This window comes from Bradyrhizobium sp. FW305-F6 (assembly GCF_058782905.1).
In genome coordinates, this window is record NZ_JBYSYD010000004.1 from 206107 (window position 1) to 224656 (window position 18550).

At 65.2% G+C, this 18550-nt stretch carries 13 protein-coding genes; 1 reads left to right on the top strand and 12 read right to left on the bottom strand.

All coding sequences use genetic code 11. From position 1 onward, the window contains the following. Positions 1-110: 110 nt before the first annotated feature. From AC3WLX_RS25520 to AC3WLX_RS25565, 10 genes are all read right to left on the bottom strand, one after another. Complete coding sequence (locus AC3WLX_RS25520) at positions 111-1154, bottom strand: sensor domain-containing diguanylate cyclase (RefSeq protein ID WP_492338013.1); 1044 nt, start codon at positions 1152-1154, stop codon at positions 111-113. Next, complete coding sequence (locus AC3WLX_RS25525) at positions 1154-4264, bottom strand: EAL domain-containing protein (protein WP_492338014.1); 3111 nt, start codon at positions 4262-4264, stop codon at positions 1154-1156. The genes AC3WLX_RS25520 and AC3WLX_RS25525 overlap by 1 nt, the downstream gene beginning before the upstream one ends. Before the next feature lie 158 nt (positions 4265-4422). Further along, positions 4423-5508 (bottom strand): branched-chain amino acid ABC transporter permease, encoded by a 1086-nt coding sequence (locus tag AC3WLX_RS25530; protein ID WP_492338015.1) that lies wholly within the window; start codon positions 5506-5508, stop codon positions 4423-4425. After that, positions 5505-6515, bottom strand: coding sequence for a branched-chain amino acid ABC transporter permease (locus tag AC3WLX_RS25535; protein WP_291618749.1), 1011 nt, complete (start codon positions 6513-6515; stop codon positions 5505-5507). The genes AC3WLX_RS25530 and AC3WLX_RS25535 overlap by 4 nt, the downstream gene beginning before the upstream one ends. Beyond that, the gene (locus AC3WLX_RS25540; protein ID WP_492338016.1) at positions 6512-7234 is read right to left on the bottom strand and encodes an ABC transporter ATP-binding protein; all 723 of its coding nucleotides are present in this window, start codon (positions 7232-7234) and stop codon (positions 6512-6514) included. Before AC3WLX_RS25540 ends, AC3WLX_RS25535 begins: the two co-directional genes overlap by 4 nt. Next, positions 7231-8004 carry an ABC transporter ATP-binding protein gene (locus AC3WLX_RS25545; RefSeq protein WP_492338017.1) on the bottom strand — a complete coding sequence of 258 codons (774 nt, stop codon included), beginning with the start codon at positions 8002-8004 and terminating at the stop codon, positions 7231-7233. The genes AC3WLX_RS25540 and AC3WLX_RS25545 overlap by 4 nt, the downstream gene beginning before the upstream one ends. 181 nt (positions 8005-8185) lie before the next feature. Next, the gene (locus AC3WLX_RS25550) at positions 8186-9370 is read right to left on the bottom strand and encodes a substrate-binding domain-containing protein (RefSeq protein ID WP_492338018.1); all 1185 of its coding nucleotides are present in this window, start codon (positions 9368-9370) and stop codon (positions 8186-8188) included. Positions 9371-9575: 205 nt separating this feature from the next. Next, positions 9576-11012 (bottom strand): sigma-54 interaction domain-containing protein, encoded by a 1437-nt coding sequence (locus AC3WLX_RS25555; protein WP_492338019.1) that lies wholly within the window; start codon positions 11010-11012, stop codon positions 9576-9578. 270 nt (positions 11013-11282) lie between these two features. After that, a complete protein-coding gene (locus AC3WLX_RS25560) occupies positions 11283-13019 on the bottom strand; it encodes a putative bifunctional diguanylate cyclase/phosphodiesterase (RefSeq protein WP_492338020.1) in 1737 nt (578 codons plus the stop codon). A 649-nt stretch (positions 13020-13668) separates the two neighbouring features. Next, positions 13669-14634, bottom strand: coding sequence for a sensor histidine kinase (locus tag AC3WLX_RS25565; RefSeq protein WP_492338021.1), 966 nt, complete (start codon positions 14632-14634; stop codon positions 13669-13671). Positions 14635-14813: 179 nt separating this feature from the next. Here AC3WLX_RS25565 and AC3WLX_RS25570 point away from each other — a divergent pair, with 179 nt between their 5' ends. Further along, positions 14814-15653: an SDR family NAD(P)-dependent oxidoreductase gene (locus AC3WLX_RS25570; protein WP_291624191.1), complete on the top strand. Its 840-nt coding sequence runs from the start codon at positions 14814-14816 to the stop codon at positions 15651-15653. A 106-nt stretch (positions 15654-15759) separates the two neighbouring features. Here AC3WLX_RS25570 and AC3WLX_RS25575 read toward each other — a convergent pair whose 3' ends face one another. After that, positions 15760-17136, bottom strand: coding sequence for a cytochrome P450 (locus tag AC3WLX_RS25575; RefSeq protein ID WP_492338022.1), 1377 nt, complete (start codon positions 17134-17136; stop codon positions 15760-15762). A gap of 144 nt (positions 17137-17280) precedes the next feature. After that, positions 17281-18516 carry an LLM class flavin-dependent oxidoreductase gene (locus tag AC3WLX_RS25580; RefSeq protein WP_492338023.1) on the bottom strand — a complete coding sequence of 412 codons (1236 nt, stop codon included), beginning with the start codon at positions 18514-18516 and terminating at the stop codon, positions 17281-17283. Positions 18517-18550 lie beyond the last annotated feature (34 nt).

Here is an 18550-nt window from a genome sequence, read left to right on the forward strand (position 1 = left end):
CTTGCATTTGCCTTCGGAGGGCAACGCTCTATCCAGCTGAGCTACGGGTGCAATGCACGTTCATTAGCCGATTGGCGCGGGGCGGGCAACCGCTTCTGGCCGGATCGGATTCAAGCCATTTTGCGCCGGAAGGGCGCTGGAACAGCCGCAGCCTCCCGGCCGATGGCGGCGAACTCGGCTAAAACCCGTTCGGCGCAGATGACGCGGTTGCGGCCGAGCCGTTTGGCGACATAGAGCGCCTCGTCGGCTGCGCCGAGCAGCCGGTCGGGGCCGCCATCGGCGCCGGTGGGAATGTGGCTGGCGACGCCGACGCTGAGCGTGACATGGCCGCCCGCGTCCGCGGCGCCGTGCACGATCGCCAAGGCCATCACGGCGCAGCGGATCTGCTCGGCGACGATGCAGGCGGCGCTGCAGTCCATGTCCGGCAGGATCAGCGCGAACTCCTCGCCGCCATAGCGGCTGGCGAGGTCGAGCGGGCGCATGGCGTGCCGGCTGACGACGCCGGCGACCGCGCGCAGGCATTCGTCCCCGTTCTGGTGGCCGTGACGGTCGTTGAACAGCTTGAAATGGTCGACGTCGACGAACAGCAGCGCCACCGGCTTCTGCGTGCGTTGGGCGCGTGCCCATTCGCTGGTCAGCATCTGGTCGAAGGCGCGGCGGTTCGACAGGCCGGTCAGCCCGTCCTTGGTGGCGAGCTCCTTCAGCGCCGTCTCGGCGCGCTTCTGGTCGGTGAGATCGCGCAGCGTCTCCACCACCGCGATCAGACGGCCGGCCTCGTCGTGGATCGGGCCGGCGTCGATGGCGAGATAGAGCTGGCTGCCGAGCTTTGGCATCACGCACCAGTTCTCCGCTGAGAAGCCGAGGCCGTTATGGCCGCGCGCGGCATATTCCGAGTAGTATTCCGGCAGCTGCTCGGGACGGTCGAGCGCGACGAGGTCGGCAAGGCAGGGGCGCTTGGTCTCGTAGAACGCCTGCCAGTGCTTGCTCGTGCCGATCACCTCGCTTGCCGCGACGCCGGTCAGACGCTCGCAGGCCCTGTTCCAGATCACGACGCGGCGCTTCGGGTCGATCACGAAAGTCGGCACCACGAGGTGCTGCATCAGGCGTACCGCGTAGGAATCCGCGACATCGACGGTCTTGCGCGGCTTCGCCATCAGGCCACCGCGGCCACCGGCGCGGCATCGCCGGCACCGAACAGCTTTCGCACTTCAGTGGCCGGCTTCGGCGCGCTGAACAGGTAGCCCTGCATCTGCGTGCAGCCGAGCGTGCGCAGCATCTCGCGCTGCGCCTCGGTCTCGACGCCCTCCGCGACCGTGGTCATGTTGCTGGCGGCCGCAATGTTCACTACCGCCTGCACGATGACCGGAGAGCCGCTCTCCTCGGCGATGTCCGCGACGAAGCAGCGGTCGATCTTGATCTTGTCGAACGGGAAGCGCTTCAGATAGCTCAGCGAGGAATAGCCGGTGCCGAAATCGTCGAGCGCGATGCGGACGCCGATCGAGCGGAGCTGATGCAGGATCGAGAGCGCCGCCTCGTCGTCGCGGATCAGCACGGCTTCGGTGATCTCGAGCTCGAGCCGGCGCGGGTCCAGCCCGGAGGCGGCGAGCGCACCGGCGATCCGCAGCGCCAGCGTGTCGCATTTGAGCTGCACCGGCGAGACGTTGACAGCGATGCGCACATGCGCCGGCCAGGTGGCGGCCTCGTTGCAGGCCGTGCGGAGCACCCAGTCGCCGAGCTCGGTGATGAGACCGGTGTCCTCGGCGACCGGAATGAACTCGGCCGGCGACACCATGCCGCGCTGCGGATGCCGCCAGCGCAGCAGCGCCTCGCAGCCGGAGACATCGCCCGAGCGCAGGTCGACCAGCGGCTGATAGTGAATCTCGAAGCCGCCATCGACGAGGGCCTGTCGCAAATCCTGCTCCAGGCTGAGGCGTGCCTTTGCGCTGGCATCCATCGCCGGCTCGAAGAAGCGGTGGGTGCGCCGCCCCTCGGCCTTGGCCCCGTACATCGCGAGGTCGGCGTTCTTGACCAGCTGGTCGAGATCGGTGCCGTCCTGCGGCGCCAGCGCGATGCCGATGCTGGCATCGGTGGAGAGCTGGTGGCCGAGGCAATGATAGGGCTGCCGGATCGCCTGGTAGATCTGCGTCACGAAGGACAGCACGTCGGCGGATGACTCGATGTCGGTCTGGATTACGGCGAACTCGTCGCCCCCGAGCCGTGCGATCAGGTCGCCCTGCTTGAGGCAGCCGCGCAGGCGGCCGGCAATCGCCTTCAAGAGCTCGTCGCCGACGTGGTGACCGAGGGAGTCGTTGATGCCCTTGAACTCGTCGACGTCGATGTAGAGCAGCGCGAACTGTCCGCCTTCGGCGACCTTCTCCAGCTCGCATACGATCTGCTCGCGGAACAGGGTCCGGTTCGGCAGGTCGGTCAGCGCATCGTAATGCGCCATGTGTGCGATCTTCTCGTGATCGCGCCGCCGCTCCGTGACGTCCTCGACGACGTTGATGATGTAGCGGGGCTCGCCCGACCCGTCGCGGATGCCGATCCGGGTGGACGTGATGTAGCGCCGTCCGATGCTCGGCGTGGTCCACACGTGCTCGTCCAGGAACAGCCCGTCCGCCGATTGCAGCAGCTTGTCGTCGTCCCGGGTGATGATCCCGGCGGTTTCCGCGGGATAGAGGTCGAACGCGGTCTTGCCGACGATCGTCTCGCTGGTTTCGCCGAGCTCTTGCTCGGCCACCTGGTTGGCCAGCAGGTAGCGGCGCGTGCGGGCGTCCTTCACGGTGATCCGTGACGGGATATGGTCGATGATCTCGCGCAGGAAAGTGTAGTTGCGGTCGCGTTCCTGCTCCAGATTGCGCTGCTCGGTGATGTCCTCGATCGTGGCGACCCAGCCGCCCTGCGCGAGCGGCGTGTTGATGACCTGGAAGGCGCGGCCGTTGGCCAGCTGATGCGTTCTCGTCGAGACCGTGCCTTCGGCGACCACCTTCATGACGTCGGCGCAAAACGCCTCGACGTCTCCATCGAATGCGCCGCGCTCCTTGCGATGGTACATCGCCTCGCGAATGTGGCAGCCAGGCTTGATGACGTCGTGGGAGAGGCCGAACATCTCGGCGTAGCGGCGGTTGCAGGTGACGATGGTGCCGCTCGCGTCGTACAGGATCAACCCTTGCGACATGTTGTTGATGGCGGTGTCGAGCCGCTGCCGCTCCGCTTCGATGCGCTGCTGGGCCTCGCGGTTCTGCCGGGCGATCTGGCGGATGATCAGATAGAGGATCAGTGCGATGGCGGCGGCCGAGAGCGCAGCGGTCGCCACCAGGAAGCCGGTCTGCTGGCGCCAGTCCGAAAGCGCAGCCGCCGTGGTGTTGGTGGCGACGATGACGAGCGGGAAGTGCCTCAGCGAGGCGGCGGAACCAAGCCGCTCCTCGCCGTTGATCGGGCTGTTGCCGCGGTGAGACTGCTGGCCACCTTGGGCCAGCACCTTCTGCATCAGCGGCGCATCCCTGAAGTTCCGCCCGATCAGCTCTTCGCTATGTGGATGACGCGCCAGCATCTTGCCTTCGCGGTCGAACAGCGAGATGGCGGTACCCTCGCCGAGTGCGACGGAGGCGAAATAGTTCCGGTAACTGTCGGGATCGATGCGCCGGACCATGGCGCCGAAAAAGGTGCCGTCCGCGCCGTTCAAGCGTCGTGCGACGACCGTGGTCCATTTGTTGTTGATGAAGCTGCGGACCGGTTCCAGGATGACCGGCTCCGCCGCCGGATTGGATTTGAACGCCTGGAAATAGCCGCGCGACGAGACGTTGATCTTGGGCAGCGGCTGAGCCCGCGACCAGTTGATCAGCTCGCCCTCGGCATCGTAGATCGCGATGTCGCCGAGATACGCCACGGAGCTGATTTTGCTGCGCAGCATCTGGTTGGCCGCAGGCCCGGACATGCGCTCGCGGAACATCGCGGGCGAGGTGAGCTCCGCAAGGTTCATCTGCCCGATCACGTCGGCAGCGACGACGTCGGAATCCTCGAACTGCTGATCGAAATGTTGCGCGATCAGCTTCACCGTGTTTTCGAGCTCGCGCTCGCGATTGGCGAGGGTCCGCTCGCGAAATTCGCCGACGGTCATGGCCGTGACGATGAAGATTCCCGCGACCAGAAACACGCCGCACAAGGTCAGCCACAGCACAGGACCACGCCGCGCCAAGGTCTCCCAGCCGTTCCTCGCGGCTAGAGACAGTCCGGTTGCCACCGTTGAAAAGACCTGGCGCATTCCCCCTCCCTGGACGAACAGGAATACACCGCACAAATGGCGCAAAGCTTAGGAAAGCCAGTTACCTAAGCATTAATCCGGTTGCGTAATGGCACCGATATGCCGTCCGGCCTGTATCGCGCGTCCCGCCAGCGCCGCGCCGCATCATGAATGACCGCTTAATGCGAGGGGCCGGCAGTCTTCTTGCCGCCGCCATGGCGCAGCCGTCCGACCACGCCGGTCGGAAAGAAATAGACGCTCGCGATGAACAGCAGCCCGAGCCACAGCAGCCAGCGGTCCGGATGAAGCAGCCCCGGCAGCAGCGGCAGGCCGGCTTCGTCCGCCGCCTTGGAGGCGACCCCCATCAGCGATTGCAGATAGTTCTGGGCGACGATGAAGATGGTGGCCCCGATGACGGCGCCGTAGATCGTGCCCATGCCGCCGATCACCACCATCAGCAGGATATCGAGCATGATCGAGAAGCTGAGCGAGGTATCGGGACCGGCATAGCGCAGCCACAGCGCGTTCAGGATGCCGGCGCTGGCGGCGACGAGAGCCGCGATGCAATTGGCGTAGGTCAGGTGGAACACGGTGCGGAAGCCGAGCGCCTCGGCGCGGAAGCGGTTCTCGCGGATCGCCTGGAGCACGCGCCCGAATGGCGAGTTCACGACGCGCAGCAGCGCGAGAATCATCAGCGCGGAGCCGGCGAACACGAGGTAATACGTCAGGATGCGTCCGTTGATCTCGACGCCGAACATGTCCTTGGGGATCAGGACCGTGCCGGGCCGGAGCAGTTCCGGGAGCCGAAAGCTGCGTCCGTCCTCGCCGCCGGTGAGCCAGGACAGTTGCGAGGCCAGCACCTGGAAGGCGGAGGCGACGGCGAGCGTGATCATGGCGAAGAAAATCGCGGCCACCCGCAGCGAGAACAGGCCGATGGCGAGCGCGAGCAGCGCCGCCAGCGGCAGGCCGGTGACGATGCCGGTGGCGACCGCGGCCCAGTTCGGGCCCATCCCGTACAGCGCGATCGCGATGGCGTAGCTGCCGATGCCGTAGAACATGGTGTGCGCGAACGACACCGTGCCGGTATAGCCGAGCAGCAGGTCGTAGGAGGCGACCAGCGCGGCGAACACGCAGATCTTGGCGGCGACGTTCAGCGCCTTTGCGCCCGGAAACAGGAACGGCGTCGCCGCCAGCGCCAGGATGATGAGGACGAGAACGAGCGTGAGCACGCGGCTCTTCGGCGGATCGCCTGAGAGGATCATCATCGGCTGGTCACCGCATAGAGCCCGCGCGGCCGCCACATCAGGATGGCGACCATCAGCAGGATGTTGGACACGAGGGCGAGCTTCGGCACCAGGAAGCCGCCGTAATTGGCCACCATCGCCACCAGGATGGCGCCGATGAAGCAGCCGCCGATCGATCCCAGCCCGCCGATGATGACGACGATGAAGATGAGCACGGTGAGGTCGTCGCTCATGGAGGCATGCACCTGCTCGCGATAGAGCGCCCACATCACGCCGCCGAGGCCGGCCAGCGCCGATCCCGTCATGAACACGCCGAGGAACAGGCGGCGGATGCGGTAGCCGAGCGCCTCGACCATCTCGCGGTTCTCGACGCCGGCACGGATCAGGAGGCCTAGCTTGCTGCGGTTGAGCACGAGCTGGATGGCGATGAAGATGGCAAGGCCGATCAGCATCGCCAGCACGCGGTATTTCGCGATCGCGACGTCGCCGATGATGAAGGAGCCGCGCAGCGATGCCGGCAGCGGCATCGGGATGATCTGCGGTCCCCACAGCGCATAGAGCGTCTGCTCGGCAACGATCAGCCCGCCGGTCGTCATTAGGATCTGCTTCAGGTGCTGGCCGTAGACAGGGAGGATCAGCACGCGCTCGACGACGAGGCCGAGCGCCCCGGACACTGCCATCGACAGCAGCGCCGCCGGGGCCAGTACCGCAAGGTTCATCCAGAGCGAGTCGGCCTGGATCGACGCCGCGAACGGGGCCAGCACCAGCGTGGCAACATAGGCGCCCACGGCGATGAAGGCGCCATGACCGAAATTGAGCACGTCCATCAGGCCGAACACCAGCGTCAGCCCTGAGGCCATGATGAAGATCATCATGCCCATGGCGAGGCTCGCAACGGTCAGTGTCAGCCAGGAGCTGGTCGAGCCGATCAGGGGAATCATGAGGAGCGCGAGCGCGATCGGCAGCAGGATCGGCGCGAGATCGCGCTTCGGCTTCGGCAGCGGATCGTTTGCGGCAAGGTCAGTCACTGATGCGTCTCCAGGCTCAGGCCGAGCAGCCGCTCCTGCAGCGGCACGTCGGCGGCGAGCGCCGCCATCTCACCGCGATGGACGATGGTGCCGTTGTCCATCACCAGCACGCTGTCGCCGAGCTCGCGGGCGGCAAAGAAATTCTGTTCCACCAGAAGGATCGTGGCGCCCTTGCGCTTGATCTCCTTCAGGCACTCGATCAGCGCCATCACGATGGCCGGCGCCAGGCCCTTGGTCGGCTCGTCGATCAGCAGCAGCTTGCGCGGCTCGATGATCGCGCGTGCGATCGAGAGCATCTGCTTCTGTCCGCCGGAAAGGCTTCCCGCGCGCGACAGCCAGAACCGGCGCAGCGCCGGGAAGAAGCCGAAGATCCAGTCGAGCTGGGCGTCGTCCAGCGGCCCGTCGCGGGCTGCCAGCACCAGGTTTTCCTTCACCGTGAGATCGGAGAACACGGCCATGCTCTCCGGCACGTAGCCGACACCGAGCCGCGCGATGTCGGGCGTCGCAAGGCTCTCGACGCGCGTCCCGCCGAGGGTAATCTCGCCTTTCGAGGCCTGCCACAGGCCGATGATGGTGCGCAGCGTCGTGGTCTTGCCGGCGCCGTTGCGGCCGAGCAGCATCGTGACCTGTCCCTGGGGGACGGCGAGGTCGATGCCCTGCAGGATGTGATAGCGGCCGATATGAGTGTGCACGCCGGAGAGCGTGAGGAGATCGGTCATCCGACGCTCTCCGCGGTCTTGGGGGCGACGCCGAGATAGGCCTCCTGCACGATCGGCGAGGCGATCACCTCGGCCGGCGGGCCGTCGGCGACGAGCTGGCCGTTATGCAGCACGATGATGCGGTCGGCGAGCGAGCGCACCACGTCCATCTTGTGCTCGACGAGGAGAATGATCTTGCTTCTGTCCTGCTTGAGCTGCGCGATCAGCTTCAGCACCACAGGCACCTCGTCGATGCTCATGCCGGCGGTCGGCTCGTCGAACATGAATACCTTTGGCTCGAGCGCGATCATCAGCGCGACCTCGAGCTTGCGCTGGTCGCCATGCGACAGCGCGGTCGCGGTGACGCCGCGGCGGCTGCCGAGCGCAACCTGGTCGAGGATGCCGTCCGCGCGTGCGATCAGGTCGCGGCGCACCATCCAGGGCCGCAGCATGTCGTAATGGGTGCCGCTCGCGGCCTGCACCGCGAGGCGGACATTCTCTTCCACCGACAGGTTCGGGAACAGATTGGTGAGCTGGAACGCGCGTCCGAGACCTGCGCGGGTGCGCATCGGCGCGGAATGCTGGGTGATGTCGATGCCGTCGAACAGGATGCTGCCGCCCGATGCCCGCAGCTGGCCCGAGATCAGATTGAAATAGGTGGTCTTGCCGGCGCCGTTCGGCCCGACGATGGCGGTGAGCTCGCCCGGGCTAAACGTGCAGGAGACGTGATTGACCGCGACATGGCCGCCGAAGCGAATGGTGAGGTCGCGGGTTTCGAGGGTGAGCGGCATTGAGCGTCTGCAAATGATGAAACGAGACGGATCCATAGGTCGCGCTGCGCTCCCTCCCCCGCTTGCGGGGGAGGGTCGGGGAGAGGGTTGCCTCCGCAGGCGAGAGCCTCCAAGAGGAAAAAGCCCTCACCCGGCGCTTCGCGCCGACCTCTCCCGCAAGCGGGAGAGGTGAAGCAAGGCATTACCGCTTGTTCTTGATCGGAACGTTCATGTCCTCGATCTTCAGCTCGCGCACCGGCTCGAGCACGGCCCACGCGACGTTCGGATCGACCTTGACCTTGAAGTGATACATGCTCTGCAGCGCCTGATGGTCCTCCTTTCGGAACACCATCTTGCCCTTCGGCGTGTCGAACTCGAGACCCTCCATCGCCGTGATCAGCTTCTCGGTGTCGGTCGATTTCGCCTTGGTGACGGCGGCGACGACCGACATCGCGGCGGCGAAGCCGCCCGCGGTGAAGAAGTCCGGCGGCGCGTTGAAGCGCTTCTGGTGTTCGGCGACCAGCCAGTCGTTCACGGGGTTTTTCGGAATCTCATAGAAGTAGTAGGTCGCGCCTTCCATGCCGGGCAGGCTCTTATAGGCTGCGAGCGCCGGCAGGATATTGCCGCCGGTGGAGAGCTCGATGCCGTAGCGCTTCGGGTCCATGTCCTGCAGCTTGGCGAGCGGATTGCCGGCGCCGGCCCAGATCACCCAGATCACCTTGCGGCCCGGCTTGTCCTTCAGCGCGTCGAACAGGCGCTGGCCGACCGCGGTGAAGTCGGTGGTCGAGGTCGGGGCGTATTCCTCGGCGGCCAGCGTCGCGCCGGTCTTGGCCAGCGCCTCCTTGAAGGCGGCGACGCCGTCGCGACCGAAGGCGTAGTCCTGCGCCAGCGTCGCGACGGTGACGCCCTGCTTGCCGATCGCGACCGCGTTGGAGATGGCGTCCTGCGAGGAGTTGCGCCCGGTGCGGAAGATGTAGCGATTCCACTTCTCGCCGGTAATCTGGTCCGCGACCGCGGGCTCGACGATCAGGATCTTCTTGTTCTCCTCGGCGACGGGCAGAATGGCGAGCGCGGCGGCCGACGAGGTCGTGCCGATCGCGATGTCGACCTTGTCATCCTGATAGGCTTCGGCGAGCGCGGCCTTGGCGAGGTCCGGCTTGCCCTGGTCGTCCTTGGTGATGATGACGATCTTGCGACCGTCGAGCGTCATGCTGCCCTTGGTGGCGTATTCGAAACCCATCTTCAGGCCGGTTTCGGTCTGCTTGGCATAGGCCTCGAGCGGGCCGGTCTTTCCGTAGATCAGCCCGATCTTGAGATCGTCGGCCCGTGCGGAGGTACCCGCCGCCAGCGCGAGGATGGTTGCTGTTAAGATGAGTGATCGACGCACGATGGTCCCTCCTGATCTGAAGTTTCTGCCAACAGCGATTTGCACAAGCTTGCGAACATTGCAATTAAACCTTCCGGCCGGACGCCCGGAGATCGCACGCGCAACGCTCGCTGACGTAAAGGGCGCTGCTTGCGATTCATTCCGGAGCCGCGGCCCGGGGTGGTGTCCGGAATCCGAGACTCCGGACAGTCCGATGTCTCGAAATTCAGACGGGCGCCGATCCCGTGGCAAGGCCAAACTTGGCGAGCTTCTTGTAGAAGGTCGCGCGCGAGATCTGCAGCATCCTGGCGGCCTCGGTGATCTGGCCGTTGCTGGCGGCGAGTGCCTGTTCGAGCGTGTGCTTCTCGAACTCGGCCTCGGCTTCGGCATAGGGCACCACCAATCCGGCGGGGCGCTCGGGCGGTGCGAGCCGGACCTCGCCGCAAACTGGGAGGATGCGGGCGACATCTTCGCCGGTCAGCCGCCCGGAATCGCTGAGGATCAGCGCGCGTTCGAGGACGTTGCGGAGTTCGCGGACATTGCCCGGCCAGTCGTAGCGGGCGAGCGCGGCGAGCGCGCTCGGCGTAATCTTCGCCTTCACGTAGTCGCCCGAGGCGCTGATGTCGTCGAGCAGACGGGCACAGATTTCGGGGAGATCGTCGAGGCAGTCACGCAGCGGCGGCAGGTCGACCGCGAGCACGTTGAGGCGGTAATAGAGATCGGCGCGAAATGCGCCGTCGCTGACCCGCTTGCGCAAATCCACATTGGTGGCGGCGATGACGCGGACGTCGACCCTGGTGATCTTGTCCGAGCCGAGCGGCTCGATCTCGCGCTCCTGGAGCACCCGCAGCAGCTTGGCCTGCAGCTGCAGCGGCATCTCGCCGATCTCGTCGAGGAACAGCGTGCCGCCGTCGGCAATGCGGAATTTACCCTCGCGCCCCCTGCGGTCGGCGCCGGTATAGCCGCCCGGCGCGGTACCAAAGAACTCGGACTCGATCAGCGTGTCCGGGATCGCGGCGACGTTGACGCTGACGAACGGCTTCTCCGCGCGCGATGAGGCGTTGTGGATCGCCTGCGCCAGCATCTCCTTGCCAGTCCCGGTCTCGCCGGTGAGCAGAACCGTGACGCTCTGCCGCGCAGCCCGGCTCGCGAGCTCCTTGGCGCGCGCAATGCCCGACGTCGTGCCGACGAAATCGGCGAGGGTGAAACGCGCCGCTCGGGGGTTGGACAATTGCCGCCGCGCCAGCCGCAGATCGCTCTCCAACTGGGCGACGCGGGCGAGCAGGGGCTTCAGGCTTTCGAGATGATCGTAGAGCACGAAGCCGATCGCGCCGATCACCGTCCCGTTCTCGTCCTCGATCGGCATGCGGGTGACGACGAGCTGCTCGCCGCCGAGCTCCATGATGTCGAGCAGGATCGGCTCGCCGGTCTCGGCCACCTTCCGCATCAGGCTGTTCGGGATGACCTCCTCGATCGAGCGGCCGATCGCCTCGCCGGCATGGTCGAGACCGAGCGCGGCAAGGTATTTCTCGTTGACGTAGACGACCCGCCCGCCGCGATCGATCGCGATCGCGCCCTCGCAGAGCTGTTCCAGCCGCTCAAACAGCGTCTCCATCGCGCGTGCGCGGAGATAGGCAGGGTCGCGGATGGAGGAGGCGGGCATGACGTACCTCGCGGGAAGTCTGGCTGCTTATTAGCAAAAGACCCATAATTTCAAAGGGGAATTGACCGTTTGGAGGGCGGCTATTCTCGGTCGTCGTCCCGGACAAGCGCAGCGAAGCGGAGCGCAGATCCGGGACCCATACCCACAGGAAGAAGTTTGACGAAGACTCGGAGTGGGAGTCCCGCGTCACACTGCTCCCTGTGGTTATGGGTCCCGGGGCTCGCTTCGCGCCCCGGGACGACAGCGGTACGTGTTGCCCCGCTTTAGCCCCTACCGCCGATACCCGCTCGCTCGCGAATAGCCCTGGCGGTTCGGCTGCATCGGACGGCTTGCCACGCTGACCCGCGCCTCGCTTGACGACGGCGTCGCGAGCTTCAGCTCCTCCAGGAAGATCGGCCGCGAGAAGTAGTAGCCCTGCGCGTAGCGGATCTTGGTGGCAGCCTGCAGATAGGCGAGCTCCTCGTAGGATTCGAGGCCTTCGGCAACCACGGTGATGCCGAGCGCTTCGCTCAAGGATTCGATCGCGCGCAGGATGCCCTGGCTGCGCGGGCGCTTATGAATATCGGTGATGAAGGAGCGGTCGATCTTGATCTCGTCCGCGGTGATGTCGGCGAGCGCCGAGAGCGACGAAAAGCCGGTTCCGAAATCGTCAATCGAGATGCCGACGCCCAGCTTGCGGAACATCGGCAGGATCTCGGTCTGGAAATGATCCTTGGCGACGAAAGCGTCTTCCGTCACCTCGATCATGAAGCGCTGCGGAAAGCCCGTCTCCTCGAGCGCCCGCGCGAAGCTGCGCATGAATTCGGGTTTGCCAGCCTGCCTGGCGGCGACGTTGATGCTGATGGTCGCGTCCGCGCCGAACGTCTCGTTGATCAGGTCGACCGACCTGACGATCTCGGCGAGCACGAGATGGGTCAGTTCGTCGATCAGGCCGAGCTCTCCGGCGAGATTGATGAACGAGTCGGGTGCCTGGATCACGCCGTCGTCGTCGCGCAGGCGTACCAGGGCTTCGATGCCCTTCACCTCCTGCGTCCGGATGTCAACCTTGGACTGGAAGGCGCAGCAGAAGCGCTTTTCCAGGATGGCGAGCCGCAGTGACTGCTCGACCTTCATCCGCGCCTGTGCCTCGCGCTCCATGCCGGCGTCGAAGAAGGCGGCCAGTCCCTTGCCGTTGTTCTTGATGCGATACATCGCGATGTCGGCGTTCTGCCGCAGCGTTTCGAAGCTGCATCCGTGCTCGGGATAGAGGCTGATGCCGACCGAGGTCGAGGCGAAGACCTCCGAATTGTCGATGAAGAACGGCGCCGTTAGCCGCTCCAGCGTCGATTGCATGAACTCGGCGACTTCCTCCTGGCTCTGGATCGGCGAGAGCAGCAGCAGGAACTCGTCGCCGGAGATGCGCGAGAGCATGTCGGAATCGCGCAAGTCTCGCCCGAGCCGCTTCGACAATTCGACCAGCAGCGCATCTCCGACGACATGGCCGTAATAGTCGTTGATGTGCTTGAAATTGTCGACGTCGAGAAAGGCCAGTGCGAAGCGCTCGCCGCCGCCATCCTTCGCCAGCAGATTGTTGGCGCGATGCTCGATGACGCGCCGCGAGGGCAGCCCGGTCAGCTCGTCGAAATAGGCCGAACGGAACAGCTGGTCCTCGAAATTCTTCTGTTCGGTGATATCGGAGGAGGCCGAGATCAGGAGCTCGCGTCCGGCCAGACGAACGGGGCGATGGGTCGTGAGCAGCACCTGACGCGCGGCGCCGGCGTGAAGCGCTTCCTCGGTCACGACCTGCTCGCCGGCGCTCAGTGCCTGCCGGCAGGCCTCGCGCCGCGGCGACAGATCGGGTGCGGGACGGCTGCCGTCGATGCCGAGCTGAGCGGCAGCTGCATCATTGACCAGCAGAAGCTCTCCATGCGCGTCCTGCACGGTGAGACCGGCCGGAAGCATTCTAACGATTTCCTTGAGAAAACCGAGCTCGGCTTCGGTCGCGCCGGAATACTGATTGTCGTTCATAGAAGTCATGAATCTTGTTGTTTCGCGCGCCTTTGCAATGAGCGCGATGTTGCGCGGTTCCCTCTTAAGTTTGGTTAAGGGCTCCGGAGAAATACGAGGGTGTTTTGGAGAAAACTCGCGGCGATGCGACGCGCGCCGGCGATCGTCATTAACAGAGGGTCAACGCGCTCAGTGAAACGCAGGCGCGAGCGCAGTGCGCGCAGATGGATTTCGCTCGCTGTAGAGTCTGACTCGGGATGCGCTTGGGTTAAATCGATTGACCGCGGGCTCGGTGCACCTCTCCCGCTTGCGGGAGAGGTCGTGCCGAAGGCACGGGTGAGGGTTTTCTCCTCTGGGGGGCTGTCGATTGCGGAGATACCCTCTCACCAACTCTCCCCCGCAAGCGCAGGGCAATCGCATATGGGAATGATCTCGCCTGTGGCCATCCTTCGAGACGCCCGCCGTTGGCGGGCCCTCAGGATGAGGACCGCGTGCGTTGCACTGGCTTCAACGGGCACTCGTGCCGCTTAGCCTCACCCTGAGGGACCGCGAAGCGGTCGTCTCGAAGGGCGAGGCGCGCGCTCAGGTCTTTCAAAACCATATGCGATTGCCCTACCCCTAAGCGGGGGAGGGAGCGCACCTCCCACGTTGCGACACCTAAACCTAATCGTTAGCCGCTTGCTGGGATGCGACACTGCATGATGCAATGCAGTCCGGTTTTCAGATATGAGATCTCGGTCTTGCCGTCGAAGGCCGACAATGCCGATTTCAGCAGCTGGGTGCCGAAGCCGGGTTCGGACACCTTGTCCACGCTCGGCCCCTCGGTTTCGTCCCAGGTGATGGTCAGGCGGTCGTCGCTGATGCCCCACGACACCTGCAACAGACCGCGCGGCGAGGAGAATGCGCCGTACTTGCCCGCGTTGGTGGCAAGCTCGTGAAACATCAATGACAGCGTCACCGCGAGCTTCGGCGGCAGGAACAATCGGTCGCCGTTGAGCGTGAAGCGGACATGGCCGTAAGGCCCGAGCTCCGAAATCAGGAGGTCGCGGATATCGCAGCCGGCCTTGTCGATCCGTGAGATCAGATCGTCGGTCGCGGCCAGCGAGCGCAGCCGCGGATCGATCCGGGCCCAGACCTGCGGCTGGTCGTGCAGCACCTGGTGCAACACGGCATGCACGGTCGACAGCTTGTTCTTCAGCCGGTGCTGGAGCTCATCGACCAGCTGCTTGCGATATGCCTCTTCCTCGATCAGGCGTTTGGAGATCCGCCGCTGCTCGGCCAGCATGGTGCGATAGTGCTCGACACCCCAGATGGTCATCGCGCAGACGGCCCAGTAGAGTGCCAGCAGCGCAAACCGCGCGCGATCGGCAAATGCATCGCCGAAATTCAAGACGACGCCGAGCACACCGCCGACCAGCGCCGTCACGATGCCGATCCGAAATCCGCCTAGCGCCGCAGCAAAGAACACGGCCGGGAAGTACGGCGTGAAATAGATGTCGGGGCGAACCTGAGCGAGTCCCCAGCGGACCAGGGTGGCGGCCAAAAGGCAGGTCACGGCGAAGCCGATGCTCAGGCCAAGCGAGGGCGCCGCCGCTCCTTGCCAGCCCTTGCGAAACTCGTCGATCAGCTTCCCCATGCGCAGCCCGGTTGCGAGAGGCGTTCGAACATCGATCGGCCCGCGAGGATGTCACGCATGCCGCCGTCACAAGCATAGCTTGCCTTGGCGGCAGCGGGCAGGAATAGTAGCCGCTTTCGCGATGGTGGCGGCCGACATCCGTCACTGGGGATCAAATCGTTCAAGAACGGGAACATTCCATGGGTAGGCTGGACGGCAAGGTGGCGGTGATCACGGGAGCGACCAGCGGCATCGGATTGCGCACTGCAGAAGTCTTCGTTGCCGAAGGTGCCAAAATTGTGATCGCTGGACGACGACTACCGGAGGGCGAGGCGCTGGCGAAGCAGCTCGGGCCTGCTTGTGTCTTCCGCCAGACCGACGTCACGGTCGAAGCGCAGATGCAGGCGCTGATCGCGCTCGCGGTGGACAAATTCGGCAGGATCGACTGCCTGTTCAACAATGCGGGCGGGCCGGCGCAGACCGGCGGCATCGAGGGGCTCGAGGTCGAGCGGTTCGACGCCGCGATGGCGACGCTGGTGCGCAGCGTCATGCTCGGCATGAAGCACGCCGCCCCCTACATGAAGAAGCAGGGCTCAGGCAGCATCATCAACAATGGCAGCATTGCCGGCCGCCTCGCCGGCTTCTCGTCGTCGATGGTGTACAGCGCGGCCAAGGCGGCGGTGATCCATCTCACCAAATGCGTGGCGATGGAGCTCGGTGAATCCAACGTCCGCGTCAACGCGATCTCGCCCGGCGCGATCGCAACCGGCATTTTCGGCAAGGCGCTGGGGCTCTCGACCGACGCGGCGGAGAAGACGCCGGCGGTGATGCGCGAGGTCTACAAGACCGCACAGCCGATCCCGCGTGCCGGCCTTCCCGACGACATCGCCCAAGCCGCGGTGTTCCTCGCCAGCGATGAATCCAGCTTCGTCAACGGCCACGACCTCGTCGTCGACGGCGCCATGACCGGCGGCCGCAACTGGAGCCAGCAGCAGCAGGGCTATGTGGCCTTGCGCAAGGCGTTCGATCAGGGGGCGTGAAAGTAAGTTATTCGCTGTCATTCCGGGGCGCACGAAGTGCGAACCCGGAATCTCGAGATTCCGGGTTCGATGCTTTGCATCGCCCCGGAATGACGGTGTCTGCCGCTTAAACCGCCTTCACCCGCACGCGCAGTCCATCCCGCGGCTTCGGGATCGGCCACATCTGCCAGTCCGGCTTGTAGCCGGGCGCGAGCGATACTTCGATATTCTCCAGGAAGTGCCGCGCAAAGCATTTCGCCTGCATATAGGCGAAGTGCAGGCCGAGGCACATATGCGCGCCGCCGCCGAACGGCACGAAGGCGAAGCGGTGGCGGCCGCGTTGCGCGTCCTCGGTGAAGCGCAAGGGATCGAAGCGGTCCGGCTCCGGCCAGATCTCCTTCATGTGGTGCGTAAAGAGCGGATTGATGCCGACCGCGGTGCCGGCGGGGACCGCATACCCCTTGAAGCTGAAATCGCGCATCGCACGGCGCGGCATCGACGGCACCGGCGGCTTGATCCGCAGCGCCTCCTTGAACGCCATCTCGGTGAGCGGCATCTTCTCCAGATCGTCGAAGCTGCTGGGCGCACCCGGGGCAAGGCCGAGCGCGAGCACCTCGGCACGCAGCCTGTCCTGCCAGTGGGGATTGGCGGCGAGCTCGCCGATGAAGGAGGTCAGCGACGACGTCAGCGTGTCGTGCGCCGCCATCATCAGGAAGCTCATATGGTCGATGATGTCCTGCTCCGAGAGCAACGCGCCGTCCTCATGGGTGGCGCGGCAGAGCTGCGAGAACAGGTCGTCGCCGCCGTGATTGCCGCGGCGCAGGGGAATCTGCTCGCGAAAATAGGCGACGATGCGCTTGCGTCCTTTCACTCCTCGCGCCATCTGCGTGCCGGGCAGGGGGCGGCGGACCGGCGAGACGGCGGCGGCGACCATGTCGACGAAAGCGCGGTTGATCTCGTCGACCTCCGGCCCGATGTCGGCGCCGAGGAACGAGGCCGCGGCGAGATCGAGCGTCAGCTGCTTCATCGCCGGATAGAGCTGCATCTCGCCCGGCTTTGCCTTCCACTGCGCGATGCGCGCGGAGATGCCGCGGTCGAGGTCGCCGAGATAGGACTTCATCGGCCCGGACTTGAAGGCGACCGACAGCGCCTTGCGATGCAGCCGGTGCTCGTCGAAATCCAGCAGCATCAGCCCGCGCGGAAACAGCAGGCCCAGAACCTTGTTCCATCCATGCGTCGAGGAGAACAGCTTCTGCTGGTCGAACAGCACGAGCTCGTTGGCCTCGGGCCCGAGCAGCACGACATTGGTCTCGCCGAAGAAATGCGTGCGGTAGACCAGGCCGTATTTGGCGCCGTTGGCTTCGATATGGCCCTTGGGATCGGCGAGTACTTGAAACGTCTTGCCGATGAAGGGCCAGCCCTCGTCGCCGGGGATATGGGTCAGCTCGTTGCGCCTGGGCGGGCTGAACGGCAGCGCAGGCGCGGCCACATTCTGCATCGACATCACGATTGCTCCGGTTGGCTGACCGACAGAATCCGAGCCACCGACGGCGATATTGCGGCCGGTGCCTGAATGATGTGATCAGCTTAGCACGGGCCGATATCACTTGCTCGCGATCGTGGCCGCAGGTGCAGCCGCAGCGCGCCCCTACCGCTTCGCCGCTTCCTTCTGCAGATCCGGCGCGTTGACGGCGGGAATGGCGACGCGGCCGGGGCCTGTCACCTTCAGCGCCTCGGCGGCCTTCTCGTTCTCCATGATCTTGGCCATCACGGCCTGTCCCGCGCGTTCGAAGATCGCGCGGTTCTCGATCACGAATTTTTGCGATCTGCGCAGCCCGTCGATGTAGCCGTTGATCTCCGGCACGACGTAGCGCGCCACCATGTCCCAGCTGCGGCGGGTGTTTTCCGGATTGGCCCAGTCGTGCACGAAGCCGATGATGGCGCCGACGCCGCCGGAGACCTGCATCACGTTCTTGATGGTTTTGACGAGATCGTCGGGCGTGCCGATGGTGGATGCAGCGCCCTCGACGAAGGCGGTCTTGTCGACGGCTTCGTCCGGCGAGGAGAACGCGGTGAGCCCCGGCCGCTGCAGCGTGCCGACGTTATATTCGTTGTGCCAACGCATCAGCCCGGCGCCCGCTTCGCGGCGCGCCTGCTCGCGGGTCTCGGCGATGTGGAAGGTCAGCAGCACGCGCCAGTCGGCGCGGTCGACCTTCGTGCCGTGCTTCTTCGCCGCGTCCTCGGCGAACTGCCATTGCTGCTGCAGCGACATCAGCCCCTGCGTCGTCATCGAGCCCAGCGAGATGATGCCGATGCCGTATTTGCCGGCGAGCGTCATGCCGGACGGCGAGATCTGCGACGCCACGACGAACGGCATCTCCTCCTGCAACGGCAGGATCTGCAGTGCGGCATCGTTCATCGTGAACCAGTCGCTCTTGGCCGTGACGCGTTCGCCGTTGAACAGGCGGCGGATGACGCCGATCGCCTCGTCCTGGCGGTCGCGCTGCGTCATCGGATCGATGCCGAGCGTGTGCGCGTCGGAGGCGAGCGCGCCGGGGCCTGAGCCGAAGATGGCGCGGCCGCCGGTCATGTGGTCGAGCTGCACCATGCGCTGGGCGACGTTGTAGGGATGGTGATAGGGCAGCGACACGACGCCGGTGCCGAGCTTGATCCGCTTGGTGCGCTCGCCGGCCGCGGCCAGGAACATCTCGGGCGAGGCGATCATCTCCCAGCCGGAGGAATGATGCTCGCCGCACCAGAACTCGTCATAGCCGAGCGCGTCCAGCTGCTCGACGAGGTCGAGATCGCGCCGGAACTGCAGCATCGGATGCTCCCCGATCGGGTGATGCGGGGCAAGGAAGGCTCCGAACTTCAGGCGCGCCATGCGTTCTCTCCGGCTTTCATTTTCTGTTTGTTGA